The sequence below is a fragment of the Williamsia sp. z34 genome (assembly GCF_059553395.1).
Genome location: NZ_JCANWW010000002.1, coordinates 216,327 through 241,994 on the forward strand (window position 1 = coordinate 216,327; position 25,668 = coordinate 241,994).

General features: G+C 65.6%; 24 protein-coding genes. 22 read left to right on the forward strand and 2 right to left on the reverse strand.

Annotated elements, in window-relative coordinates; all coding sequences use genetic code 11:
* Nucleotides 1-10: 10 nt before the first annotated feature.
* The 9 genes from rbfA to AC51GT_RS05365 are packed head-to-tail and all read left to right on the forward strand — an operon-like array spanning nt 11 to nt 9,885.
* Nucleotides 11-496, forward strand: coding sequence for a 30S ribosome-binding factor RbfA (gene rbfA / locus AC51GT_RS05325; RefSeq protein WP_496325281.1), 486 nt, complete (start codon nt 11-13; stop codon nt 494-496).
* Nucleotides 493-1,467 (forward strand): DHH family phosphoesterase, encoded by a 975-nt coding sequence (locus AC51GT_RS05330; RefSeq protein WP_496325280.1) that lies wholly within the window; start codon nt 493-495, stop codon nt 1,465-1,467. The genes rbfA and AC51GT_RS05330 overlap by 4 nt, the downstream gene beginning before the upstream one ends.
* Nucleotides 1,464-2,846 carry an MATE family efflux transporter gene (locus AC51GT_RS05335; protein WP_496328121.1) on the forward strand — a complete coding sequence of 461 codons (1,383 nt, stop codon included), beginning with the start codon at nt 1,464-1,466 and terminating at the stop codon, nt 2,844-2,846. The genes AC51GT_RS05330 and AC51GT_RS05335 overlap by 4 nt, the downstream gene beginning before the upstream one ends.
* 36 nt (nt 2,847-2,882) lie before the next feature.
* Nucleotides 2,883-5,480: a LuxR C-terminal-related transcriptional regulator gene (locus AC51GT_RS05340; RefSeq protein WP_496328122.1), complete on the forward strand. Its 2,598-nt coding sequence runs from the start codon at nt 2,883-2,885 to the stop codon at nt 5,478-5,480.
* 26 nt (nt 5,481-5,506) lie between these two features.
* Nucleotides 5,507-6,676 carry a T6SS phospholipase effector Tle1-like catalytic domain-containing protein gene (locus tag AC51GT_RS05345; RefSeq protein ID WP_496325278.1) on the forward strand — a complete coding sequence of 390 codons (1,170 nt, stop codon included), beginning with the start codon at nt 5,507-5,509 and terminating at the stop codon, nt 6,674-6,676.
* 59 nt (nt 6,677-6,735) lie between these two features.
* Nucleotides 6,736-7,728, forward strand: a complete 993-nt coding sequence (locus AC51GT_RS05350) for a metallophosphoesterase family protein (protein ID WP_496328123.1) — start codon at nt 6,736-6,738, stop codon at nt 7,726-7,728.
* On the forward strand, nt 7,725-8,381 hold the full coding sequence (locus AC51GT_RS05355) for a 4'-phosphopantetheinyl transferase family protein (protein ID WP_496325276.1): 657 nt from the start codon (nt 7,725-7,727) through the stop codon (nt 8,379-8,381). Before AC51GT_RS05350 ends, AC51GT_RS05355 begins: the two co-directional genes overlap by 4 nt.
* The gene (gene truB, locus AC51GT_RS05360) at nt 8,378-9,316 is read left to right on the forward strand and encodes a tRNA pseudouridine(55) synthase TruB (RefSeq protein ID WP_496328124.1); all 939 of its coding nucleotides are present in this window, start codon (nt 8,378-8,380) and stop codon (nt 9,314-9,316) included. Before AC51GT_RS05355 ends, truB begins: the two co-directional genes overlap by 4 nt.
* A 29-nt stretch (nt 9,317-9,345) precedes the next feature.
* Nucleotides 9,346-9,885, forward strand: a complete 540-nt coding sequence (locus AC51GT_RS05365; RefSeq protein ID WP_496328125.1) for a P-loop NTPase family protein — start codon at nt 9,346-9,348, stop codon at nt 9,883-9,885.
* Here AC51GT_RS05365 and AC51GT_RS05370 read toward each other — a convergent pair.
* Nucleotides 9,882-10,580, reverse strand: coding sequence for a metal-dependent transcriptional regulator (locus AC51GT_RS05370; RefSeq protein ID WP_496325464.1), 699 nt, complete (start codon nt 10,578-10,580; stop codon nt 9,882-9,884). The genes AC51GT_RS05365 and AC51GT_RS05370 overlap by 4 nt on opposite strands.
* Nucleotides 10,581-10,744: 164 nt before the next feature.
* On the opposite strand from AC51GT_RS05370, the gene AC51GT_RS05375 reads away from it, so the two are divergent.
* From AC51GT_RS05375 to AC51GT_RS05395, 5 genes are all read left to right on the forward strand, one after another.
* The gene (locus AC51GT_RS05375; RefSeq protein ID WP_496328126.1) at nt 10,745-11,701 is read left to right on the forward strand and encodes a bifunctional riboflavin kinase/FAD synthetase; all 957 of its coding nucleotides are present in this window, start codon (nt 10,745-10,747) and stop codon (nt 11,699-11,701) included.
* Nucleotides 11,702-11,852: 151 nt separating this feature from the next.
* Nucleotides 11,853-12,122: a 30S ribosomal protein S15 gene (gene rpsO, locus AC51GT_RS05380; RefSeq protein ID WP_496325272.1), complete on the forward strand. Its 270-nt coding sequence runs from the start codon at nt 11,853-11,855 to the stop codon at nt 12,120-12,122.
* A 353-nt stretch (nt 12,123-12,475) separates the two neighbouring features.
* Complete coding sequence (locus tag AC51GT_RS05385; protein WP_496325271.1) at nt 12,476-14,749, forward strand: polyribonucleotide nucleotidyltransferase; 2,274 nt, start codon at nt 12,476-12,478, stop codon at nt 14,747-14,749.
* Nucleotides 14,750-14,784: 35 nt separating this feature from the next.
* Nucleotides 14,785-16,083, forward strand: coding sequence for a M16 family metallopeptidase (locus tag AC51GT_RS05390; RefSeq protein ID WP_496328127.1), 1,299 nt, complete (start codon nt 14,785-14,787; stop codon nt 16,081-16,083).
* A 43-nt stretch (nt 16,084-16,126) separates the two neighbouring features.
* On the forward strand, nt 16,127-17,998 hold the full coding sequence (locus AC51GT_RS05395; protein ID WP_496325269.1) for a putative nucleotidyltransferase substrate binding domain-containing protein: 1,872 nt from the start codon (nt 16,127-16,129) through the stop codon (nt 17,996-17,998).
* On the opposite strand, the gene ald is transcribed toward AC51GT_RS05395, so the two are convergent.
* A complete protein-coding gene (ald, locus tag AC51GT_RS05400) occupies nt 17,981-19,093 on the reverse strand; it encodes an alanine dehydrogenase (RefSeq protein ID WP_496328128.1) in 1,113 nt (370 codons plus the stop codon). The genes AC51GT_RS05395 and ald overlap by 18 nt on opposite strands.
* 134 nt (nt 19,094-19,227) lie before the next feature.
* Between ald and AC51GT_RS05405 the strand changes: the two genes are divergently transcribed.
* From AC51GT_RS05405 to AC51GT_RS05440, 8 genes are all read left to right on the forward strand, one after another.
* Nucleotides 19,228-19,716, forward strand: a complete 489-nt coding sequence (locus AC51GT_RS05405) for an Lrp/AsnC family transcriptional regulator (RefSeq protein WP_496325267.1) — start codon at nt 19,228-19,230, stop codon at nt 19,714-19,716.
* Between the two features lie 58 nt (nt 19,717-19,774).
* The gene (dapB, locus tag AC51GT_RS05410; RefSeq protein WP_496328129.1) at nt 19,775-20,527 is read left to right on the forward strand and encodes a 4-hydroxy-tetrahydrodipicolinate reductase; all 753 of its coding nucleotides are present in this window, start codon (nt 19,775-19,777) and stop codon (nt 20,525-20,527) included.
* Nucleotides 20,528-20,541: 14 nt separating this feature from the next.
* Entirely contained in the window at nt 20,542-21,015 is a 474-nt protein-coding gene (locus tag AC51GT_RS05415; protein ID WP_496328130.1) for a hypothetical protein, read from the forward strand.
* Between the two features lie 18 nt (nt 21,016-21,033).
* Nucleotides 21,034-21,486, forward strand: a complete 453-nt coding sequence (locus AC51GT_RS05420; RefSeq protein WP_496328131.1) for a flavodoxin family protein — start codon at nt 21,034-21,036, stop codon at nt 21,484-21,486.
* A 145-nt stretch (nt 21,487-21,631) separates the two neighbouring features.
* Nucleotides 21,632-22,912 carry an HNH endonuclease signature motif containing protein gene (locus AC51GT_RS05425; protein WP_496328132.1) on the forward strand — a complete coding sequence of 427 codons (1,281 nt, stop codon included), beginning with the start codon at nt 21,632-21,634 and terminating at the stop codon, nt 22,910-22,912.
* 205 nt (nt 22,913-23,117) lie between these two features.
* The gene (locus AC51GT_RS05430; RefSeq protein ID WP_496328474.1) at nt 23,118-23,918 is read left to right on the forward strand and encodes a thymidylate synthase; all 801 of its coding nucleotides are present in this window, start codon (nt 23,118-23,120) and stop codon (nt 23,916-23,918) included.
* Nucleotides 23,919-23,922: 4 nt separating this feature from the next.
* On the forward strand, nt 23,923-24,423 hold the full coding sequence (locus AC51GT_RS05435; RefSeq protein ID WP_496328133.1) for a dihydrofolate reductase: 501 nt from the start codon (nt 23,923-23,925) through the stop codon (nt 24,421-24,423).
* Nucleotides 24,423-25,658: a winged helix-turn-helix domain-containing protein gene (locus tag AC51GT_RS05440; RefSeq protein ID WP_496328134.1), complete on the forward strand. Its 1,236-nt coding sequence runs from the start codon at nt 24,423-24,425 to the stop codon at nt 25,656-25,658. The genes AC51GT_RS05435 and AC51GT_RS05440 overlap by 1 nt, the downstream gene beginning before the upstream one ends.
* Nucleotides 25,659-25,668: the final 10 nt, after the last annotated feature.

Sequence of the window (25,668 nt, forward strand, 5' to 3'; positions counted from 1 at the left end):
GTGAGCTGCCATGGCAGACCCAGCACGGGCACAGCGGCTGGCCAAGCGGATCTCGACGATCGTCGCTTCGGCGATCGCGAGTGAGATCAAGGATCCCCGGCTCGCCTATGTGACGGTGACCGATGCCAAGGTCACCGGTGACCTCCATGAGGCGACGATTTTTTACACGGTGATGGGTCCATCGCTTGATACACCGCCCGACTATGCGTCCGCCGCGGCCGGATTGGCCAAGGCCACCGGAGTCCTGCGGTCCAAAGTTGGTGCGGGGACCGGTGTTCGGTTCACCCCGACGCTGAGCTTCGTTCTCGACCGGATCCCCGACACCGCGCGGGAGATGGAAGAGTTGCTCGAGCGTGCCCGTCTTCAGGACGAAGAGGTGGCCCGCCTCGCGCGTGACGCCGCTCCGGCCGGTGACGCCGACCCCTACCGTGAACCGCGGGCCGACGACGAGGACGAGGATTCCGGGGACGAAGCCCCGGGCTCAGGCCTGCGGTGAGTACCACTCGGGTTCCGTCCGACGAGATCTTGCGCTCTGTCGCCGAGATCTTGTCGGCGGCTCCGGAGGTCACTGTTCTGTGCCATACCCGGCCCGATGCCGACACGATCGGCAGCGGTCTGGCCATGGCGGAGGCGTTGCGGCAACTCGGTGCCGTCGTCGAGGTCAGTTTCGCCGGACCGACGGAGCTGCCGACCGCGCTTGCCCAACTACCCGGCGCAGATCTGATCATCGACTCCACCGATGTCGTCGGATACCCCGTCGTGGTGGCCGTCGACTGCGCGAGCATCTACCGTCTCGAGGCCTTGTCGTCGGTGGTCGAGTCGGCGACGCATTCGATCGTCATCGATCATCACGTGTCCAACGACGGTTTTGGCACGGTCAATTATGTTGATCCACAAGCTGATTGCACCGCCGAGCTCGTCCTGTCGATCATCGACGCGCTCGGTGTCGATGTCGGGCTCGACATGGCGACCTGCATCTACGCCGGCGTGGTCACCGACACCGGCTCCTTCAAATGGGGTCGGCCGAGCTCGCACCTGATCGCGGCGCGCATGCTCGAGGTCGGTGTCGACGGTCGCAGATGGACCAGAACTCTGCTCGATACCCACCGCTTTGCCTGGCTGTCCATGGTCGCCTCGGCGCTGGGGTCCGCGGTACTGGTGGAGACCGCCTTTGACGGTCTCGGGTTGGTGTACGCGGTGGTGGACCATGCTTCGACAGCCCAATTGGGCTGGGAAGAAAGTGAAAGCGTGGTCGACATCGTGCGGACCACCGCCGAAGCCGAGGTCGCCGTGGTGTTCAAAGAATCTTCCCCCGGCCAGTGGACTGTGTCGATGCGGGCGAAGTCGAAGGTTGATCTCGTGCCCATAGCCCTGGTGCATGGTGGCGGAGGTCATCGGCTCGCGGCCGGCTTCGGCGCATCCGGGACCGCCGCCGAGGTGGTCGGGCAGTTCCTCGCCTCGGTGTGAGCACCGAATCCGGGATCTCCGGCGACGCAGAATCGGCGCCGGAAACCGATCCGACCAATAGACGGATCCTGCGGCTGTCCATGTCGGCCCTGGTGGTCCTGATCGCCGAACCGCTGTATCTGATGCTCGATCTGGCGGTGGTGGGGCGCCTCGGTGGGACCGATCTCGCCGCCCTGGGCGTCGGTGTCCTGGTGTTGGGGGTCGTCAGCACCCAGCTGACATTCCTGTCCTACGGCACCACTGCCCGCGCCGCACAGAAGTTCGGCGCCGGTGATCGCGCCGGTGCGGTGTTCGAAGGTATGCAGGCGACCTGGATCGCGCTCGGGGTGGGCGCCGCCATCGTCGCGGTGGTTCAACTCGGTGCGCCGTGGATTCTGGACGTGTTGACCGGTGGGGGATCGGTGGCGCAGGAGGCGACCGGCTGGCTTCGGATCGCGGTCTGCGGGGTGCCTCTGATTCTGCTGTCGATGGCCGGGAACGGATGGATGCGGGGTGTGCAGGACACCCGACGGCCGATCGTTTATGTGGTTGTCGGACTCGGTATCTCGGCCGTTCTGTGTCCACTGTTGGTCCATGGCCTGGTCGGGGCACCTGAGATGGGGCTCGAGGGCAGCGCGGTGGCGAACGTGGTCGGGCAGAGTGTCGCCGGAATGTTGTTCGCGGTGCGGGTGGTCGCCGAATGCGAGCGAGAACATGTGTCTGGTCGTGGCCCCCGGTGGTCGGTCATCGTCTCGCAGCTGTCTCTGGGACGTGACCTGATCCTGCGGAGTCTGTCCTTCCAGATCTGTTTCCTTTCCGCAGCCGCGGTGGCAAGCCGCTTCGGGGTGGCGGCGGTGGCCTCGCACCAACTGGTACTGCAACTGTGGAACTTCGTTGCGCTGTTGCTCGATTCCTTCGCCATTGCCGCGCAGGCGTTGGTCGGCGCGGCGCTCGGGGCCGGCAAGGTTCCGGCCGCCTGGCGGGTCACCCGCCGCGTGACCCAGTGGTCGGTGGGGGTCTCGATCGTCCTGGCTGTGGCGTTTGCGCTGGGGAGTTCGCTGGTCCCGAGAATCTTCACCGCTGATGCCGACGTCCTCGACGCCGTCGGCACACCATGGTGGTTCTTCGTCGCGATGCTGCCGGTGGCCGGTGTGGTATTCGCACTCGACGGCGTTCTCCTGGGCAGCGCCGACGCGGCATTTCTGAGAAATGCGACCCTGGCGTGTGCACTGTTCGGATTCTTTCCGCTGATCTGGCTGTCGTTGATCTTCGATTGGGGCCTGGCCGGGATCTGGTCGGGATTGGTCGTTTTCATGGCACTTCGACTGATCACAGGTGTGTGGCGGGTGCGTGGTGGTCGGTGGACCGAGGTTGCGAACGTGCATTCGCCCCAAAGTTAACCTCCAACCTGGATGTTTGCGGCCTAGTATTTATCCGTGGCTCGCACATGGCCGTTGATAGAACGCGAGCGGGAGTTCAAGACGATCCAGTCGGCTCTCGCGTCCGAGGCACCCGACCTCGGTGTTGTCCTCACGGGTGAACCCGGCGTGGGCAAGACCACCCTGGCTCGTTATGCCACCGGGACGATGTCCGGGCAGGTGCGCTGGGTGGCCGGAACCGAATCGGCGCGGAGCATCCCGCTCGGCGCCTTTGCACATCTGGTCGGACCGGCGACGTCCACCGATCCGGTGACGTTCATGTCCGCTGCCCGTGCGGCCCTGCTGGCCGGGGGCGACACGGTGATCGGCGTCGACGACGCGCATCTACTCGACGAGCTGTCGGCGACGTTGCTGCACCAGCTCGCCATCGATCGGGCCGTCCGGATCATCGCCACGGTCCGCAGCGGTGAGGTGGTACCCGATGCGGTGACCTCGCTCTGGAAAGACCGGCACCTCGTGCGGCTGGTGCTCTCACCGTTCTCCAAAGAGCAGAGTGTCGAGTTGATCGAATCGGTCCTCGGTGGCCATCTCGAAGGGCTCAGTGCCGACGTCATCTGGGACGCCTCCGGCGGCAACGCCCTGTTTCTGCATCACCTCGTCGAAGGTGCACTCGAGTCCGGCGCGTTGCGGCAGGTCCGCGGGGTGTGGCAGCTCCGGGGACGGGCCGCGGTCACCTCGGAGCTGGCGTCCTTGCTCGAGAGCCGGATCGATCAGCTCGACGACGCCTCCCTGCAGGTGCTCAAACTCCTGACGTTCTGCGAACCGTTGGACATGGATGTCCTGAGTGAACTCGCCGGCGACGCGGCGGTCGACGACGCCGAATCCCGGGGACTGATCCGGGTGGCTCGTGAGGGTTCGCGGTTCAACGTCCACTACACGCATCCACTGTTCGGTGACGTGATCCGGCGTCGGCTCGGTATCGCCTCGTCCCGCCGGCTACGTGGTCAGCTGGTGAAAGCACTGGCCGGCCGCGAGGTCGGTGGCCCGGCCGAGCGGATCCGGCTGGCCGAGCTCTCCCTCGACAGTGACGAAAAGGTGGACGCCGGGTTGCTCTGCGAGGCGGCCAACGACGCGATCTCGTTGGCGAATGTGCCACAGGGCGAACGTTTTGCGCAGGCCGCGCTCGACGGTGGTGGAGGTCTCATCGCGGCGAACCTGCTCGCCCGGGCGCTGCTGTGGCAGGGGCGCACCGAGGCCGCCGAGGAGACTCTGACCGCCTTCGACCCGGACGACATGGATCCGGTGCAGCTGGTGCACTGGGGTTTGACCCGCATCAGCAACCTGCTGTGGTCGATGGGCGAGAGCCGCCGCGCCGATGAGGTGCTCGCGTCGGTGTCCGAGCGGGTCGATCATCCGGTGCTGGTGCAGGCGGTCGACGGCATTGCATCGGCCTGCGCCCTGTTCGAGGGGCGCCTCGACGAGGCCCTGGAGCGCTCGCAGCGGGTACTCGAGGCGCCGCAGACCTCTCCCTGGGCACTGGAATGGGCATGTTTCGGCGGTGGCTGGGCGCGGGCACTGAGTGGACGCGGTTCCGAGGTTGCCGAGATCTCCGCCCGCGGCCGGGAAGTGGAACTGAAAACCGACGGTTTGCTGAAGTTCATGGCGGGATACGGCGGCGTTCTGGGCCTGGTCTACACCGGGCAGTTCGACAAGGCCGAGGAGGAGGCGGGCCGCAATCTGCAGTTCAACGCCGCGGGTCAGTTCCTGGGCTGGGCGATAGCCACCACCGTCATGGGTCTGGTGGACCTGTCCCGAGGTCGACTCGAATCGGCCGCCGGCCGTTTCGAGCAGTCGCTGGCCGCGCTGGAGACCACCTCCGCGGCGGCCTGGACGTTCCCGGCGAGAATCATGCTGTCCCAATGCTATTCAGCGCTGGGACGCGATGCCGACGCGCTCCGCGTCCTGACCGATGCCCAGAAGCGCAGTGGTCGCTACGTGACGGTGTTCGGCCCACAGGTCCAGCTCACCGCCGCGTGGCTCGCGGCGGCGCAAGGGGTGACCGGCGAAGCGATCTCGGTTGCGCGTGCGGCGGCCGAGCAGGCGGCCGACGCCGGCCAATACAGCGTCGAGGCCGAGGCGTTGCACGCCGCGGCCCGCTTCGGTGATGAGACCGCCGCGCTGCGCCTGACCGAACTGGCCGGCGAAATCGACGGTGTGCTGGTCGATGCGTACGCCCGGCACGCCGCTGCCGTGGCAGCCGGGGACGGCGCCGCACTCGACCGGAGTGCCGGTGAGTTCGCGCAGATCGGGTCGCTCGTCTCGGCCGCCGACGCCGCCGCGCAGGCTGCCACCGTTCACGACGCCGCCGGCAATCGGTCGGCGATGGCGACCTCGGCGTCCACTGCGTCCCGGCTCTCCGCGGAATGCGGCGGTCTGAGGACGCCGGCCATGATCGCGGCCGCTCATCCGTTGCCGCTGACCGCGCGGGAACGCGAGATCGCCACGCTTGTTGCGGCAGGTTTGTCGAACAAGGCGATCGCCGAACGGCTGACGGTCTCGGTGCGCACTGTCGAGGGCCACATCTACCGGGCCTGCACCAAACTCGATCTCTCCGACCGTGCGGACCTGGCGACGTTGCTGAAAAACGAGAACTGACAACTGCTCGCCGGGAGGGAACGGGATTGAAGAACCTGGTGGTGTGCTGCGACGGCACGTGGAAGAACGCCGATGACAAGGACGTCTCGAACATCGAGAGAATCGCCCGCTCCATCGAGACCACGCCGACAGGACGTCCTGTTCAGATCGTCTACTACGCCGCCGGAGTCGGTACCGGTGCCACGAAGTTCGAGAAGCTGGTCGGTGGCGCCTTCGGGCTGGGACTCGACGCGGCGATCGTCGGGGCCTACCGGTTTCTGGCCCTCAATTACGAAAAAGAAGACCAGGTCTATGTCTTCGGATTCAGTCGCGGTGCCTACACCGCGCGGAGTCTGGTGGGGATGATCGATGCGATCGGTCTGCTCACCCCTGACGGATTGGCGAAGGGCAAACTGCCGGATGTGATGCCGCTCTACCGGGGGCGCCCGGCCGAGGGGAAGAAGCCCACCGCCGGCTGGGCCAGGGATCTGGCCGACTTCCGGACGGACTGTTACGACGAAAATGACGTCATCGTCCGGTTCCTCGGCGTGTTCGACACCGTCGGCACGCTGGGTGTGCCGGGCGTGACCCGAAGGAAGTACCAGTTCCACAATGTGTCGTTGACGCCCCAGGTCGCGACGGCCAGGCACGCCTTGGCGATTCACGAGCGTCGACGGTCGTTTGCGCCCGCACTGTGGACGGAAAACGACAAGAACAACGCGACACCCGACGTCAAACAGCTCTGGTTCGACGGTGTTCACAGCGACGTCGGCGGAGGGTACAAAGAGTACGAGCTGGCGAACAGATCGTTGAAGTGGATGGTCGGCGAGGCGCGCGCGGCCGGACTGGTGTTCGCGGACAGTCGCCTCGTCACCGAACCGCAGGACGTGATGCTGCACAAGACCCTCAAAGGTCCCTACCGGTTGCTGAACATGCTGAGCGCGGTGGCCGGCCGCTTCAGGCCGGCGGTCGGTTCGCGATTCCAGCAGGGATGGCGGGTGCTCGAACGGTCGGCAGGGAAGGGCTGGGGTGCGGACGTGGCCGTCGATCTGACCGATGACGTCTACCGGCGATGGGTTGTCGACAGCGGGGGCCGGTTACCGGCCGCCGGTGTCCGGTGGTGGATCGAGGGGGTCGGTGGCGACCGCTACCACAGCGTCGCAGCACAGCTGGTGACGCCGTCCACCGACGAGGCCGGACACAGCACCGCCCGGTAGTCGACTACCCTCGCGTGTTGGGGCAAACCCGCCCCGAAGGCGCGCGCGAAGGGATATCCATGGCGACATTGTGGGCGATCAGTGACCTACATGTCGCACATCGCGGCAACGAATCGGTGATCGACAGGATCCAGCCGCAGAGCGAAGGCGACTGGCTGATCGTCGCCGGCGACGTCAGTGAGCGCACCGACGACCTGTCCGACACGCTGCGCCGCCTCAAGGCCCGGTTCCAGACCGTGATCTGGGTCCCGGGCAACCACGAGCTGTACACCACCGCCAAGGATCCGATGCAGATCTTCGGGGTGGCGCGATACGACTACCTCGTCCAGATGTGCCGCGACCTCGGCGTCCTCACCCCCGAGGACATCTATCCGCTCTTCGACGCCGGGGATGGTTCGACCCCGGTACGTGTGGTGCCGATGTTCCTGTTGTACGACTACACCTTCCGGCCCGCGGGAACCACGAACAAGCTCCAGGCGCTGGCCGTGGCCCGGGAGAACAACGTGGTGGCCACCGACGAGTTCCTGCTCTCGCCCGAGCCCTATCCGACGCGTGACGCATGGGGACGCGCCCGGATCGAACTGACCCGCAAGCGGTTGGATCAACTCGACCGGACCGAGCCGAAAGTACTCATCAACCACTGGCCGTTGCGGCGCGAACCGACCGACGCGCTCATGTATCCGGAGTTCGCGCTGTGGTGTGGCAGTGAACTGACCGCGGACTGGCACACCCGGTACAACGCGTCGTGCTGCGTGTACGGACACCTACACATCCCGCGGACCACCTGGTACGACGACGTCCGCTTCGAAGAGGTCTCGGTCGGCTATCCCCGCGAATGGAATCGGCGGGGTCTGCCCGAACCCCTGCTCCGCAAGATCGCGCCGGACGAGGGGTTGCGGCCCGAGCACCTGCCCGAACACGGGGCCCGGTTCGAATTGCCCCCCGACTATCGGGAGCGAGCCGCCGAGTTCGCCGAACAATTGACGCGCAAGCGGGAAGACATCAAGGCGCGCAGAGCGCAGCGTGAACAGGAACGAGGCGGGACACCATGATCGAAAAGCTGTTGCCCTCCGGGGTTGCGGTGGCCGAATCGTTTGGTGAGATGCCCGATGTTGCACCCCTGGCCGCCGAGGCCGGACTGATCGCACGGGCCGTGGAGAAGCGCCGCAAAGAGTTCGTGACCACGAGGAACTGCGCGCGAGAAGCTCTGGGCCAGTTGGGCATCGAACCGGTGCCGATCCTGCGTGGCGAGAAGGGCGAGCCGTTGTGGCCGCGCCAGGTGGTCGGCAGCCTCACCCACTGCGACGGGTACCGCGCCGCCATCGCCGGGTACTCGATGCAGGTGCGGTCACTCGGTGTGGATGCCGAGCCACACGCGCCCCTGCCAGAGGGGGTGCTCGACGCGGTGAGTCTGGAACCCGAGCGTGAGGTCCTCGCCACCCGCGACGACTCCGTGCACTGGGATCGACTCCTGTTCTGCGCCAAGGAGGCAACGTACAAGGCCTGGTTCCCGCTGACGAAGCGCTGGCTGGGTTTCGAGGACGCACACATCACGTTCGAACAGACGGAGACGAAGAGCATGGGTACGTTTCGCAGCGAGTTGCTTGTCGATGGGGCCACCATCGACGGTGGCGAACCGCTGCTGCGTTTCGACGGCCGCTGGCTTGTCGAGGGCGGACTGATCATCGCGGTGATCTCGCTATGACCCAACCGAGTTCGGGCCTGGACGGTGCCGGCCTGCTGATCGTCGACAAAGCCCAGGGACTGACCAGTCACGACGTGGTGTCCCGGTGCCGAAAGCTGCTCAAGACCAGGAAAGTCGGGCACGCAGGCACACTTGATCCGATGGCCACCGGCGTGCTGGTGATCGGGGTCGAGCGGGCCACCAAGATGCTCGGCCTGCTGTCGTTGACCACCAAGGCGTACACGGCCACCATCCGTCTCGGGGCCGCGACGGACACCGATGACGCCGAGGGCCAGATCATCTCGTCGGCCGACGCCCGGCACATCGACGTCGAACAGATCACCGAGCAGATTGCCGTGTTGACCGGCGACATCAGTCAGATCCCGGCCCGGGTCAGTGCCATCAAGGTCGACGGCCGCCGCGCGCATGCGCTGGTGCGTGACGGCACGGAGTTCGAATTGAAGGCCAGGCCGGTCACCGTCTCCCGCTTCGAGGTGGGGGAGGTTCGGGTGGTGCCGCCCGGCGACGACGATCCCGACGCGGTCACGTACACCGATGTGGACGTCGAGGTCGAATGCTCGGCCGGCACGTACATCCGGTCACTGGCCCGCGATCTCGGAAGCGCGCTGGGGGTCGGGGGACACCTGACGTCGTTGCGGCGCACCCGGGTCGGACCGTTCGGACTCGGCGTCGCCCGCACCCTCGAAGAGGTCGCCGATGAGCCGGGTGTCTCCCTCGACATCGATGCGGCCGCGCAGTTCGCCTTCCCGCACCGGTACATCAGCGCCGAAGAGGCAGAATCGATCAGTCAGGGCCGGTGGCTCGAGCCGATCGGGATGGACGGGACCTACGCCGCCATCGACCCGGACGGTCACACCATTGCGCTACTACAGGAGAAGGGCCGTCGCGCGAGTTCGGTCATGGTGGTGCGACCGGCGACCCTACGCGGCCGGTGAACCCGGGAGAACGCCCGAGACGCGTTCTTGTGGCCGGCGTGTCGGGCTCGGGCAAGACCACTCTGGCCGGACGGATCTCGACGGTGATCGGCGTGCCCCACACCGAGATCGATGCCCTCTTCCATGGGCCGAACTGGACGCCGCGGACCGAGTTCGGCGACGACGTACGCGCGCTCGTCGGCACCGGGTCGTGGGTCACCGAGTGGCAGTATGCGAGTGCGCGACGGGTCCTCGCGCAGCACGCCGAACTCCTGGTCTGGCTCGATCTCCCGTTCTGGCGCACCACATTCCCGCGGCTGCTGCGGCGGACCGTGCGCCGCCGATTGCGCCGCGAAGTGCTCTGGAACGGCAATGTCGAACCGCCGCTCCGAGTGATTCTGACCGACCGCATGCACGTCCTTCGGTGGGCGGTCACCACCCGGCACAAGTACACCGACCTCGTGCCGCGGATCGCCTCGGAGTATCCGCACCTCGTTGTCGTCCGGTTGCGCTCACAACGCGCGGTCGACACCTGGCTTGCTGAACTGCCGCGCGACCCCGGTTCGCCGGGCACGGGCGGGGGCGGCTAAGCGGTGACGAGCCAGATCGCCCGGGCGGCAATGTCTCCCAGGTCGATGGGCGCGCCTTCGTCGATGCTGATCTCGATGGTCCCGGCGAAGGGCCGGAGTTCGCGGATGACCACTCTGCGGTCCAGCGCGATACCGACGGAATCGAAGTACCGCAGCATCTCCGGATCGGTATCGGCGATCCGCGCGATGCGTCCGCCGGCACCGACCTCCAGATCTGCCAGCAGCGAGGCGTCGGGAGTGGGCACCGAACCGTCGATCGACGGGATCGGATCGCCGTGCGGGTCGCGCGTCGGATGATCGAGTTTGGAGTCCAGTCGGGCCATGAACCGTTCGGAGACCGCGTGTTCGAGAACCTCTGCCTCGTCGTGGACCTCGTCCCAGCTGTATCCGAGTTCCCGGACCAGGAAGGTCTCGAGCAGGCGGTGCCGCCGGACCATCAGGATCGCGGCGGTGCGACCGGTCTCGGTCAATGTGATCGATCCGTAGCGTTCGTGCACCACCAGGCCCTGGTCGGCCAGTTTGCGGATCGCCTCCGAAGCCGTGGACGGCGACACACCGAGTTTCTCGGCGAGCATCTTCGTGGTGATCTTCTCGGGCTTCCATTCCTGCCCGGTCCAGATGACCTTCAGATAGTCCTGGGTGACCGTCGAGAGCTCGGAGACCGCCTTGAGCCCAGCCAGGGTGGCAGCGTCCACCGTGGATTCGGGAGGGGTCTTCGAAGGGGGCACCGACCGAGTTTATGACGACCGCCCGGGATCTGTGTCACCGCCGCACCGAACTGAACGCCGTTTCCCGGCCCCGGCGGGTCGACGGCGTGTGCGCTGTCGCACCGGGCGGGGCGGGGTCGTAGGCTTGTGCGGTGTTGCGTTGGCGAGGGCTTGACGATATCCCCGCGGACTGGGGCAGGTGTGTGGTCACGATCGGCGTGTTCGACGGCGTCCACCGGGGGCATGCTCAACTGATCACCAGGGCCATCCGGGCTGCCAAAGAACGAGGCGTGCCCGCGGTCCTGATGACGTTTGATCCCCATCCCGCCGAAGTCGTGCGCCCGGGAACCCATCCGCCACAGCTCTCGACCCTGACCCGACGCGCCGAATTGGCCGAGGAACTCGGTATCGACGTCTTCTGCGTCATGCCGTTCACGCCGGTGCTGGCCGCGCAGAGTCCCAAGGATTTCGCCCACGAGGTGCTCGTCGAGCGGTTGCACGCCCAAGTCGTGGTGGTCGGTGACAACTTCACATTCGGCAAGAAGGCGGCGGGCAACGTCGACACACTGCGCAAGTTCGGCGAGCGGTTCGGCTTCGAGGTCGAGGCCGTCTCGCTCCTGGGAGAACACGCGGTGACGCTGTCGTCCACGTACATCCGGTCGTGTGTCGACGCCGGTGATGTCGCGACCGCCACCGAAGCGCTCGGACGACCGCATCGCGTCGAGGGCGTTGTGGTCCGCGGTGACGGCCGTGGCCGCGATGTCGGTTACCCGACGGCCAACATCGCCCCGCCGATGTATTCGGCGATCCCGGCCGACGGTGTGTACGCCGCCTGGTTCACAGTCCTCGGTGCCGGACCGGTCGTCGGCCACGTCGAACCGGGGGAGAGTTACCGCGCAGCGGTGTCGGTGGGCACCAACCCGTCGTTCTCCGGCCGCACCCGGACCATCGAGGCGTACGTCCTGGACACCTCGGCGGATCTGTACGGCCAGCACGTCGCAGTCGACTTCGTCGCCCGGATCCGTGGTCAGGCGAAGTACGACGACGTCTCGAACCTCACCGACCAGATCGCCGCCGACGTGGACCAGACCCGCCTGCTGCTGCCGTGATCTGACGATTTGGTCGGGCGGTCGGCCCGCCGGTAGAGTTGTCGGTTGGTGTGTGCTGCGGTTCGCGGTGGCCACATCACGTTCATGCGGTGGTTGCAAGACCGCCGGGTGTACTCACACTCACGCGCGATCGTCATAACCAGGAGTTCTAGTGGCACTGACCGTTGAAGAAAAGAAGACCATTCTCGCCGAGTACGGCTTGCATGAGACCGACACCGGATCTCCTGAGGCTCAGGTCGCAATGCTGACCAAGCGGATCGTTGATCTGACCGCACATCTCAAAGAGCACAAGCATGACCACCACAGCCGTCGTGGCCTGCTGCTCCTCGTCGGCAAGCGTCGCCGGTTGCTCAAGTACGTCGCCAAGGTCGACGTGCAGCGCTACCGCACGCTGATCGAGCGCCTGGGTCTGCGCCGCTAGTTGCCACCACGGTGACACGCCTCGGCGAGTCGCCCGGCAAAGCGCATCTGACCGGCTTGGCCGTCCAGATGTAAACCCAAGATAGTCAAAGCCGGGGATGTCGAGTGATATCCTCGGCTTGGCTTTTGTGCCAGGAAAATGTTCGTCTGTGCGTCCGCACTGGTGAGCGGTCTTCGGTAGTGGCTCCCGGAACGTAGTTATTTTGTCCGGCGGCTTCGATCGACGGCCGTCACACGGCGACAGCCGCACATTCTCCTGGCGCAGGGCCTACTCGCGTGTGTTTGCCCGCGAGCCGGCCGACTGTTTGCAGGTCGGTCGCGAACCTGAAAGCCAACAGTAGGAGATTCCCACACATGACCGACGTCACCAGCACAGACGCTGTGGAGTACGACGACGAGATCACCGAAGCGACCGCCATCATCGACAACGGCACCTTCGGCACCCGCACCATCCGTTTCGAGACCGGACGTCTCGCGCAGCAGGCAGCCGGCGCAGTCGTCGCCTACCTGGACGAAGAGACCATGCTGCTCTCGGCCACCAGCGCCGGCAAGCACCCCAAAGACCATTTCGACTTCTTCCCGCTGACCGTGGACGTCGAAGAGCGGATGTACGCCGCCGGCCGCATCCCCGGATCGTTCTTCCGCCGCGAAGGCCGTCCGTCCACCGACGCGATCCTGACCTGCCGTCTGATCGACCGGCCGCTGCGCCCGTCGTTCGTCGACGGTCTTCGTAACGAGATCCAGGTCGTCGTCACCATCCTGAGCCTCGATCCCAAGGACCTGTACGACGTCGTCGCGATCAACGCGGCCTCGGCGTCCACCCAGATCGCCGGACTGCCGTTCTCCGGACCGGTCGGTGGCGTGCGCGTGGCCCTGATCCCGACTGATGAGAACAAGGCCGGCCAGTGGGTTGCATTCCCCACCGTCGAGCAGCTCGAAGGCGCAGTCTTCGACATGGTCGTCGCCGGCCGCGTCGTTTCCGGTGAAGGCGACAGCGCCGACGTCGCGATCATGATGGTCGAGGCCGAGGCCACCGACAACGTGATCGAGCTGATCGAGGGCGGCGCCCAGGCGCCGACCGAGGCGATTGTCGCCGAGGGCCTCGAGGCAGCCAAGCCGTTCATCGCCCGCCTGTGTGAAGCACAGCAGAAGCTGGCCGCCGAGGCGTCCAAGCCGACCGGTGACTTCCAGCTGTTCCCGCCGTACGGTGACGACGTCTTCGCAGCCGTCGAGGCAGCCGGCGCCGCACGTCTCGGAGAGATCCTGAGCATTGCCGGCAAGCAGGAGCGCGACGACAAGACCGATGAGCTCAAGTCGGACATCCTGACCGAGCTCGCCGGCCAGTTCGAAGGCCGCGAGAAGGAGATCGGTGCCGCATTCCGGTCGCTGACCAAGAAGCTCGTGCGCAAGCGCATCCTGACCGACCACTTCCGCATCGACGGCCGCGGTGTCACCGACATCCGCTCGCTGTCCGCAGAGGTCGCGATCATCCCGCGCGCACACGGCAGCGCCCTGTTCGAGCGCGGCGAGACCCAGATCCTGGGTATCACCACCCTCGACATGGTCAAGATGGCCCAGCAGGTCGACTCGCTCGGACCCGAGACCAGCAAGCGTTACATGCATCACTACAACTTCCCGCCGTACTCGACCGGTGAGACCGGCCGTGTCGGTTCGCCGAAGCGTCGCGAGATCGGGCACGGCGCACTCGCCGAGCGCGCTCTGATGCCGGTGCTGCCGTCGGTCGCGGAGTTCCCGTACGCGATCCGCCAGGTGTCCGAGGCGCTGAGCTCCAACGGCTCGACGTCCATGGGTTCGGTCTGCGCCTCGACGATGTCGCTGCTGAACGCCGGTGTGCCGCTCAAGGCGCCGGTCGCCGGTATCGCCATGGGTCTGGTCACCGACGAGGTCGACGGCCAGACGCGCTATGTCGCCCTGACCGACATCCTCGGCGCCGAAGATGCCTTCGGTGACATGGACTTCAAGGTCGCGGGCACGAAGGACTTCGTGACGGCCCTGCAGCTCGACACCAAGCTCGACGGCATCCCCTCGAGCGTGTTGGCCTCGGCTCTGGCCCAGGCAAAGGACGCGCGGAACACCATCCTCGAGGTCATGGCAGAAGCCATCGACGAGCCCGACGAGATGAGCAAGTACGCGCCGCGCGTGACCACGGTCAAGGTTCCGATCGACAAGATCGGCGAGGTCATCGGGCCCAAGGGCAAGATGATCAACTCGATCACCGAGCAGACCGGTGCGAACATCTCCATCGAGGACGACGGCACCGTGTTCGTCGGCGCCACCGATGGTCCGTCTGCCCAGGCCGCGATCGACATGATCAACGCCATCGCCAACCCGCAGCTGCCCAAGGTCGGCGAGCGGTTCCTCGGAACCGTCGTCAAGACGACCACCTTCGGTGCGTTCGTCTCGCTGCTCCCGGGCCGCGACGGCCTCGTCCACATCTCCAAGCTGGGCAAGGGCAAGCGGATCAGCAAGGTCGAAGACGTGGTCAACGTGGGCGAGAAGATCCGCGTCGAGATCGCCGACATCGATGATCGCGGCAAGATCAGCCTGGTCCCCGTCGAAGACGAGGCCGCTGCACCTGCCGACGCCGGCGCAGAGGCGAAAGCCTGAGCCGCACAGCAGATTTGACCGGGACGCATAAGTCTGTGTCCTCAGTTACCCACCGGGCAGTACGGAGATCCGTACTGCCCGGTGGGCTCCGGGTGGTCACCGAGTATCTCCCCGGCGTACGGTCGGCGTCGGTGGGACTCTGGGTCGCGGTTGGATCAAGAGACGAAAAGCCCTCGGTTGCCGGGGCCGCGCACTTCCTCGAACACCTGTTGTTCAAGTCGACACCGACGCGCTCGGCGGCGAGTACCGCAGAGCAGATCGACGCCATCGGTGGAGAGCTCAACGCCTTCACCGGTAAAGAGCAGACCTGTTACTACGCCCACGTCCTCGACGAGCACATGGCAACGGCCATCGACATCGTCGCCGATGTCGTCCTGCGCGGCGAGTGCCGCACCGAAGACGTCGGAATCGAACGTGCGGTGGTCCTCGAAGAGATCGCGATGCGCGACGACGATCCCGAGGACCTGCTCGCCGATCTGTTCATGACGTCGATGTACGGCGACCATCCGCTCGGCAGGCCGGTCATCGGTTCGGCCGAATCGATCACCTCGATGACGCGGGCACAGGTGCGTTCGTTCCATCAGCGCCGCTACACCCCCGACAAGATGGTGTTGTCGGTCGCGGGCAACGTCGACCATGCCGAAGTCCTTGCCGCCGCGCGCGCCACGTTCGCCGGACATCTCGACAAGGAAGCCAAACCGGCGCCGATTCGTACGGGCGCCAAGGCGATCGGCGGTAAGCCCACGCTCGAGCTGTCGTATCGCGATACCGAGCAGGCGCACCTGCTGCTCGGGGTGCGGGCGCCGGGCCGTGGCAGTGGCGACCGATGGGCCCTGTCGGTCCTCAACACCGCACTGGGCGGGGGACTGAGTTCCCGGTTGTTCCAGGAGATCCGGGAGTCTCGCGGACTGGCCTACTCGGTCTATTCGTCGATCGACTCGTTCGCCGATATAGGTGCTTTCTCGGTGTACGCGGGCTGCTCGCCCGACCATCTCGCCGAGGTCACGTCGGTCATGACGAAGATCCTGACCGAGGTCGCCGAACACGGCATCACCGCCGAAGAGCTCGCCCGCGCCAAGGGTTCGCTCCGTGGGGCGATGGTCCTGGGCCTGGAGGATTCGCAGTCCCGAATGCACCGCAACGGCCGCGGCGAGATCAACTACGGCAAGCGGATGACAGTCGACGAGGCGTTGCGAAAGATCGACCGGGTCAGCGCGACCGACACCAGCAGAGTGGCCAGGGAGCTGCTCGGACGACCATTCGGTGCCGCCGTGATCGGTCCCTACCGCAGCCATCGCCAGCTCCCGAAGTCACTGACCGCGTTGGTGAACTGACGGGCGCTGCGCGCTGTGGTCGGCAACCTGGCACGATTGTCCCATGACGTCGTCGATCGCCGAGTTCCTCTCCGGGCACCCGCCCTTCGACGCGCTCGGCGATCAAGAATTGTCGAAGATCGCAGCCGCCACGCGGGTGGAGGATCACGAATCCGGTGCCGCGATCATGAACGGATTCGTCGAGCCGATCGATGAGCTCGCGGTGGTGGTGTCCGGGCAGGTCGAGTTGTGGAACTCGCCCGAGCGCAACCCGCAGGGCCCCGACGAGATCCTCGGTCCCGGCGGGGTTTTCGGCTTCTCGGCGATGCTGACCGGATCGACCATCGGTCCACTGGCCCTGGCCGCCGGTCCGGTCCGGGTCTACCGGATTCCCGGACATACGGTGCGCCCGGTGTTCTCGTCGCTGGCCGGTGCGGAGTTCCTGGCCCGCAAGCTGACGGTCGCCCAACGCGCGGATTCGCCGGCGGTCAGCAATTTCGGCACGGTGGACGAACTATTGCGGACCGCGCCCGTGGTGGGTACTGCGGACATGACCGTGCAGCAGGCCGCTCAGCAGATCTCCGAACACCACAGCGGCTACATCGTCATCCCGTGCCCGGACGGGCGGTTCGGGGTGCTGACCGACCGGGACATCCGCGCCCGGGTGGTGGCCACCGGCTCGGACCTGCAACAGCCGGTGCACCAGGTGATGTCCTACCCGGCGGTCACGGCCCTGACGACCACCCCGGCATCCGATGTCCTCGTCGAGATCCTGGACCGGGGCGTCACCTGTGTTCCGGTGACCGATCCCCACGGCGTGCTGCGCGGTGTGGTGGTGCCCGGTGACTTCGTCAACGCCCCGGCCGGTGCGGGTGTGTCGTTGCGTGAGCAGATCGCCCGGGCGAACTCTTTCGAGACATTGGCCGAACGGGGTCGGCGGATGCGTTACGTGGCAGCCGATCTCCTGCGCCGCGGGCGGCCTTCTCATGAGGTGACCGCGGTTCTGTCGGTGCTGACCGATGCGGTGGTCCGGCGGGCATTGGAGATGGTGCTGGCCACCCGACCCGATCTCGATCCCGCATCGTTGACGTGGCTTTCACTGGGCAGCAACGCCCGTCGGGAATCGGTGTTGAGTTCTGATGTGGATTCGGCGGTCTCGTTCGACGACTCGGTGACCGATCCGCAGGAGATCGCGGCCTATCGTGCGGCTTTCGCCGAGGTGGGTTCCGTGCTGCGGCAGTGCGGTTTCGGGGTCGACGAGAACGGGGCCACCGCCGACATGCCGCTGTTCTCCAGAACCCACAGTCAGTGGCGGGCAGTTGCCGGCCAGTGGCTCGAGTCGCCGCTCGACAACAAGGGCATGATCCTGGCGTCGCTGTTGCTCGATGGCCGTCCGATCTGGGGTGATCCGGGGGCCACCGCGGTCTCCGAGGTGTTCCGCGAGTTGCGCCGGCACCCGGGGACGATGCGGCTGCTGCTCGCCGAATCACTGTCGTACAAGGCGAAATTGCGGTCCATGCGTGATGTGTTGTCGCGGCGGGGTGGGACGTTCGACATCAAAGGTCATGCGCTCATCCCGGTGATCAACATCGCCCGGTGGGCAGCGCTGAGCGTGCAGAGCCCCGAGCTCGGCACCCGCGGCCGACTCGCGGCCGCAGCCGGCAGTGCCATGCTCAGTGAGGACAACGCGAACACGCTCATCGAGGTGTTCGAGGTGTTGCAGAAGATCCGGCTGACCTACCAGGTCGCACAACTCGATCGTGGCGAGGCGGCTTCGGATGTGCTGACCATGCAACGCCTTTCGCCGCTGGACCGCAGCCTCGTCGGACAAGCGGTCCGCGAGGTGTCGGCAGTCCAGCGGCGGATGGACAATATGTCCCACTACATGTCGGTCCGGGAATGGGCCGGCCCGGACGGGTCAGATCCGCAGGGGTGAGACGCCCAGCGGGATGTCCAGAGCTTCGGAGACGTGCGGGCACAGGAGTTCGCCCTCGTGCGTGGACAGGCCCTTGGCCAGCGCCGGATCGGCGCGCAAGGCCTCGATCCACCCGAGATTGGCAAGGCGCAGGACGTAGGGCAGGGTCGCTCCGGTCAGCGCCATCGTCGACGTGCGGGCCACCGACCCGGGCATGTTGGCCACGCAGTAGAACACCGAACCGTGGACCATGAACGTCGGATCGTCGTGGGTGGTCGGCCGGGAGTCCTCGAAGCAGCCACCCTGGTCGATGGCGATGTCGACCAATACCGAGCCGGGTTTCATCTGTGCCACCAGGGAATTGGGGACCAGGACCGGTGCCTTCGCGCCGGGGACCAACACGGCCCCGATGACGAGGTCGGCCTGCTTGATCGCCTCGTCGAGGTCGAACTTGGTGCTGTAGCGGGTGTGAACCCGACCGCCCCAGCGTGCGTCGATCGCCCGTAGCTTGTTGATGTCGAGGTCGAAGACCGTCACCTCGGCGCCCATCCCGACCGCGATCGCGGCCGCGTTGACGCCGCTGACGCCACCGCCGATGACAACCACCTCCGCCGGTGCAGTCCCGGGGACCCCGCCCATCAGCACGCCGCGACCGCCCGCCGAACGCATCAGGTGGTACGCGCCGACCTGTGGGGCGAGCCGCCCGGCGACCTCACTCATCGGGGCGAGCAACGGCAGCGATCCGTCGGATTCCTGCACGGTCTCGTACGCGATCGACGTGGTCCCGGACTTCAGGAGTGCCTCGGTGCACGCGCGACTGGCCGCGAGGTGCAGGTAGGTGAACAGGATCTGTCCCTGACGCATCAGCTCATACTCGGAGGCGATCGGCTCTTTGACCTTGAGCAGCAGGTCGGCCTGTTCCCACACTTCGCGGGCGGTGCCGAGGATCTGCGCACCCGCTTCCTTGTAGTCGGTGTCGGCGATGGCGGATCCGGTGCCCGCTTCGTGTTCGATGATCACGTCGTGGCCGCGCCGGGTGAGTTCGGCCACCCCGGCCGGGGTGATGGCGACTCGGAACTCGTTGTTCTTGATCTCACGTGGGACGCCGACACGCATGGACAACTCCTCCGGTAGTGGTGGGCTCGGCCTGATACCCAGGGTGAAGAAACAGCGAGTACTACGCAAGATCCATGATGAAGATTCTCAACTTGATATCTTTGGATGAACAATCTTCGGATATGGAGGCCGCGATGGAGCCTGAGTCGAACAATATTCGGGCCCGGGCACCTGGCCTCGACGACATCGATCGGCGACTGTTGGCACTGCTGCAGGTCGATGCGCGGATGTCGAACAGTGCGCTGGCCGCGGAGGTGGGTATCGCGGCGTCGACGTGTCATGGGCGAATCCGGCGACTCATCGACATGGGGGTGGTCCGGGGGTTCTTTGCCGACATCGACCCGGCGGCGGTGGGTCGTCCACTGCGCGCCATGGTCGCGGTGAGTCTGCAATCGGATGCGCGTGGGCAGATCAGGCGATTTGTCGCCGAGATCGGCCGCAAAGACGAGGTGATCGACGTCTTCTTCCTGTCCGGAGCCGACGACTATCTACTGCACGTGGCCACCGCCGACACCGAGGCGCTACGGAAGTTCATCGAGATGCTCAACGCCCGGTCCGAGGTCGCCGGCACCAACACGTCGCTGGTGTTCGAGCATCTGCGCGGCTCGGCGCCGATCTTCTGATCGGGCGTCAGGTCTCCCTGGTGGGAGCGGCGGAGCCCGGCTGACTAGACTCGGCCGGGTGACTGACCAGATCAAAGTAGGTGTACTCGGCTCCGGCGGCAAAGTCGGCCAGGCAATTGTGTCGGGCGTCGAAGCCGCGGGTGACCTCGACTTCAGCGCCGGCGTCGACAAGGGTGACCCGTTGTCGCGGTTTGTCGAGACCTCGACCGCTGTGGTGGTTGACTTCACCCACCCCGACGTGGTGATGGACAACCTGAAGTTCCTGATAGAGAACGGGATTCACGCGGTTGTCGGGACAACCGGCTTTGACGAGGCCCGGCTGGACACAGTTCGTGGATGGCTTGCCGACAAGCCCGGTGTCGGGGTCCTGATCGCTCCGAACTTTGCCATCGGCGCAGTGCTGAGCATGCGGTTCGCCCAGCAGGCAGCGCGCTTCTTCGATTCGGTCGAGGTCATCGAACTTCATCATCCGCACAAGGCCGATGCGCCGTCGGGCACTGCGTACCGGACTGCGGGTTTGATCGCCCAGGCGCGGGCCGAGGCGGGCGTGCCGATCAGCCCTGATGCCACCAGTGCCGAACTCGAGGGCGCCCGCGGTGCCGATGTCGACGGGGTGCGGGTGCATTCGGTCCGGCTCGCCGGACTGGTCGCCCATCAGGAGGTGCTCTTCGGGACGCAGGGTGAGACCTTGACGATCCGGCACGACTCCATCGACCGCAGCTCGTTTGTCCCCGGGGTGTTGCTCGGTGTCCGTGAGATCAGCAGTCGTCCGGGTCTGACCGTCGGTCTCGACGACTTGATGGACCTGTGAGCGGGCCTGAGGTAGTGAGCGAAAAGCAGAAAGACGCACGGCCGATCGTCGTCGGGATCGGCGTTCTCGTCCTGGTCCTCTTTTTCTACTTCTTCTTGTTGGGTTCTCGTGCCATCGATCTGATGGCCACCGGTGAAGTGGTCGGGATCGGTCTGGGTATCGGTGTGATCATCCTGCCCTTGCTCGGTGTCTGGATGGTCGTCGGTGCACTGCGGTCCGGGATCGCTCATCAGCGTCTGGCCCGCCGGATGCGCGAGGAGGGCGGGGAACTCGACGTGTCGACGTTGCCGAGGCGTCCTTCGGGCCGCATCGAACGTGAGGCCGCCGATGAGCTTTTCGAGCAGGTCAAGGCGGAATGGGAAGCCGACCCGAGCAATTGGCGCTCCACGTATCGCATCGCGCGGGCCTACGACTACGCCGGCGACCGCAGCCGCGCTCGCGAGATGATGAAACGTGCTGTGGCGCAGGAGAAAGAGTCCGGGTCGTAGTAGTACAGGGGATTGTTGATGTCGCGTTTGTTGATCATCCACCACACGCCGTCGCCGCATTGTCAGGCGATGTTTGAAGCGGTCGTCAGCGGCGCATCCGATCCCGAGATCAAGGGCGTCGAGGTGGTGCGGCGGCCCGCGCTGACGGTGTCACCGGCCGAGATGCTCGAAGCCGACGGCTATCTACTCGGGACGCCGGCCAACCTCGGCTACATCAGCGGCGCGCTCAAGCATGCGTTCGACGGCGCGTACTACCAGATTCTCGACTCCACCCGCGGTCGTCCCTTCGGGCTCTACCTCCATGGCAACGAAGGCTCCGAGGGGGCCGAGCGGGCCGTCGATTCGATCACCACGGGCCTGGGCTGGACCAAAGCCGCCGAATACGTTGTGGTGTCGGGGAAGCCGGGCAAAGAAGATCTCGAATCATGCTGGGAACTGGGCGCGACGGTTGCTGCGCAGTTGATGGGGTGACAATTATCTCGCGGGGTATCGGTGTCCGACCCGTTCGATAGACTGCCCGATCTTCTCGGTTAGTTTGGCGAAATATGTTGGGATGCAACAGTATTAATTCGTTCGAAAGCTTGTGCGAATCGGGTTTGGGCCGTAAACTTGTCCCATGGACTTCGGGGGAATGTTCGCCAGGTTGTCGGATCTGGCCGGGGATGCGGCTGTGGTCGCCGGGGATGATGCTGAGATTTCAGCTCGCACGGTGGCGGTTATTCGACTCAATCATGTTGTGGAACAGATACTTTTCCGACTGGTCGGTGAAGTCGATCGGCGTGGGTTGGCTCAGAGGTCGGGTGAGCGGTCCACCGCCGGACTGCTCCAGAAGGAGGGGGTGGCGCCGGTGGCGGCCCATCGCTACGTACGGGTGAGCAAGGCGCTCGGTGACATTCCATCAGTGCCGGCCTACGGTGTGGACGGAGCGTTGTCGGGTGAGCATGTGGACTCGATCGTCAAAGGGCTCAACCACATTGAGCGTCGGAACCCGGATCTGGCCGGCGAGGACCGCGCTGACTGTGTGCGCGGTTTACTGACCGAGGCCTTGATGGCGAGTCCGGCGGCGGTGTCGGCGCGGGCGCGGCAGATGGCGATCGTGTTGTCGCCGCCGGACAAGCCGATCCCTGATGCCGAGAATCACGAGCTCAACGAGTTCACCCTCGGGAATGGGGACGACGGACGCAGTCACGGCACCCTGGATCTGGACAACCTGCTGGGCGAGAAACTTCGTGTCGCGCTCGATCCCTTATCGAGGCCGGTACCCGAACCCGATGGTTCACCGGATCGCCGGTCGAATGCCCAGATTCGTGCGGATGCTCTGGAACGCCTGCTGGATTCGTATCTCGATCAGGAAGATCGTCCGACGCGTGGCGGCGCCAAACCGCATGTGGTGGTCACGGTGACCCCGGAACACCTGCAGGAGCTGCAACTACGTGGCATCCCGGGCGCCAAGGCTCCCGCGTTGGCACCCGCATTTCAATGGACCGGGCCGGCGTCAGCATCAACCGCGCAGATGGTGGCCTGCGATTCGGTCATCACCAGGATTCTGCTCGACAACAATTCGGTACCCCTTGATGTCGGCCGCGATCAACGCACGGTGACGCCGGCGATCCGGAAGGCGCTGATCGCGCGGGACCAAGGGTGCGCGTTCCCGGGCTGCGGGTGCCCCGCTGGCCGGACCGATGCCCACCACATCGACTTCTGGCGCAACGGTGTCGTCACCAGCCTGACCAACATGGTCCTGCTGTGCCGGCGGCATCACCGGTACATCCATCACATGGGCTGGGAAGTCTTCATCGGTTCCGATGGGCATCCCTGGTTTCGTGCGCCGGACAGCACCACCGCGATCCGTTCGCATGCCCGCCGCACCCTGAACACTGAGATCACCGCCGCATAACGGCGGTCCAGGCCGGCCGGTCCGTTTGCCCGACAAAACCTACGGGCGACGCCTTTGCCGGTACTCCCGAGCGGTGCAGGAATTCCCTGCGCAGCGTGTTCATTGAAAACTCCACAGTGTGAGGCCGAGGGTGCTTCGGCGCGGTTGAGGCTGTCATGTCAGGGATGTCGGCGTCGCCCTTTAGACTTGGCCCGTGAGCAACGCGGTGAACATCCCGACCCCTTATGAAGACCTGCTGCGGTTGGTCCTCGAAACGGGGACTCCCAAGGCCGACCGCACGGGCACCGGCACCCGGAGCCTGTTCGGTCACCAGTTGCGCTACGACCTGGCCGAAGGGTTTCCGCTGATCACGACCAAGCGCGTGCACCTGAAGTCGATCGTCTATGAGCTGCTGTGGTTCCTGCGCGGTGATTCGAACGTGCGATGGCTGCAGGAACACGGGGTCACCATCTGGGACGAGTGGGCAGATGACAACGGTGAACTCGGACCCATCTACGGCGTGCAATGGCGTAGCTGGCCGACACCCTCGGGTGAGCACATCGACCAGATCAGCGCCGCACTCGAGCTGTTGCGGACCAACCCGGATTCGCGCCGCAACATCGTCTCGGCGTGGAACGTCGGAGAAATCCCGCAGATGGCACTCCCGCCGTGCCACGCGTTTTTCCAGTTCTATGTGGCGGACGGCAAACTGTCGTGCCAGCTGTACCAGCGCAGCGCCGATCTGTTCCTCGGCGTGCCCTTCAACATCGCGTCCTACGCCTTGCTCACCCACATGATGGCGGCTCAGGCCGGCCTCGAGGTCGGGGAGTTCGTCTGGACCGGCGGTGACTGTCACATCTACGACAACCACGTCGAACAGGTCACCAAACAACTCTCGCGTGACCCGTACCCGTACCCGACGTTGGCTTTGGCGCAGCGCGATTCGATCTTCGACTACCGATACGAGGACATCGAGGTGCTCGACTACAAGTACCACCCGGGAATCAAAGCGCCCGTGGCGGTTTGATCCGGTGACCATCGCACTCATCTGGGCGCAGTCTGTCGACGGCGTGATCGGCCGCGACGGGGACATGCCGTGGCAGCTGTCCGAAGATCAGAAGTACTTTCGGCGGATCACCGGTAAACATCCAGTGGTGATGGGCCGCCGCACCTGGGACTCGTTGCCGCCGAGGTTTCGGCCGTTGCCGGGGCGCGAAAATCTGGTGGTCACCCGGCAACGGGACTGGCTCGGCGAGGGTGCCCGGAGCTTTCCGGATGTCGAGTCGGCGATCGCTGCCGGGCGCGAACTCGATCCCACTGTCTTCGTGATGGGTGGCGGTGAAATCTACCGGGCCGCGACAGGTCTGGCCGATACCGCCTACGTCACCGAAATCGACATCGAGGTGCCCGATGGTGACACCGCGGCGCCGGAGTTGGATCCGCGGCGTTGGGAACTCTCCGCCGATGAGCCGTGGCTGGAATCCGCGAACGGTCTGAGGTACCGCTTCCTGAAGTACACGGTCAGGGCGTAGTGGCGGGCCGCGATCAGCTGTCGGGTGCGCAGGCCCGCCGGATTGCTTTGGCGGCACAGGGCTTTACGGACCGGATGCCAACCGGCGCGGTCAACCGCAAACACCTGCAACGAGTGCTCGAACGTACCCGACTGCTGCAGATGGACTCGGTCAGCATCGCGGTCCGGGCCCACTACATGCCGATCTTCAGTCGCCTCGGAAACTATGATCGCGCGGTACTCGAACAGGCAGCCTGGGAACCGGGTCCGCGTCGGCCGACCCTGCTCGCCGAATATTGGGCACACGAGGCCGCGTTGGTGCCGATCGAACACTGGCCGCTGTTCCGCTGGCGGATGGACGACTTCCGTCACGGCCGCTATCGCGAGGCGGTGGGAGACCGAAAGGCGGCGGCGATGCGCGCGGTCATCCGGGAGACGATCGCCGAGATCGGACCCAGTACCAGCGGGTTGATCGAGGATCACCTCGGCCACGAGAAACGTCCGAAAAAAGGTACCTGGTGGGACCGTAGCCAGGTCAAATACCTGTGCGAGGTGATGTTCGCGGCCGGGGAGCTCTCGGCAACGCGACGCAACGGCTTCAACCGCTATTACGACCTGGCCGAGAACGTGGTGGGGGAGTATTCGAACGTCGAGATCGCCCGCGACGACGCGATCCGTGAATTGGTGCGGGGTTCGATCACCGCGTTGGGTGTGGGAACCGAGGTCGACATCCGCGACTATTACCGGCTCAAACCCCAACCTGCGCGGGACGCGATCGCCGACCTGCTGTCGGCGGGACAGATCCGGCAGGTCGAAGTAGAAGGTTGGTCGAAGCCGGGTTATCTGGACCCGGCGGCGCGGATCCCACGGACGGTCAGTCGGAGCGCAGTGCTCAGCCCCTTCGATCCGCTCATCTTCTTCCGGCCACGCACCGAGCGGCTTTTCGATTTCCACTACCGCATCGAGATCTATGTCCCCGAGGCCAAACGCGTCCACGGCTACTACGTCCTCCCGTACCTGATGGGAGACCGTTTGGTGGCCCGTGTCGACCTCAAGACCGACCGGCCCGGTAACCGCCTGCTGGTCCTCGGGGCCTTCCATGAACCCGGGGCCGACCCCAGGGCGGTGGCGGAGTCGCTGGCAGCCGATCTCCACGCGATGGCGGTCTGGCTCGGTGTCGGTCGGGTGGAGGTCGGTGATCGGGGAGATCTTGCCCCGGAGCTGGCCCGGGCGGTCGGGTCTGCCGCATTCGCCTGAGACATGATCG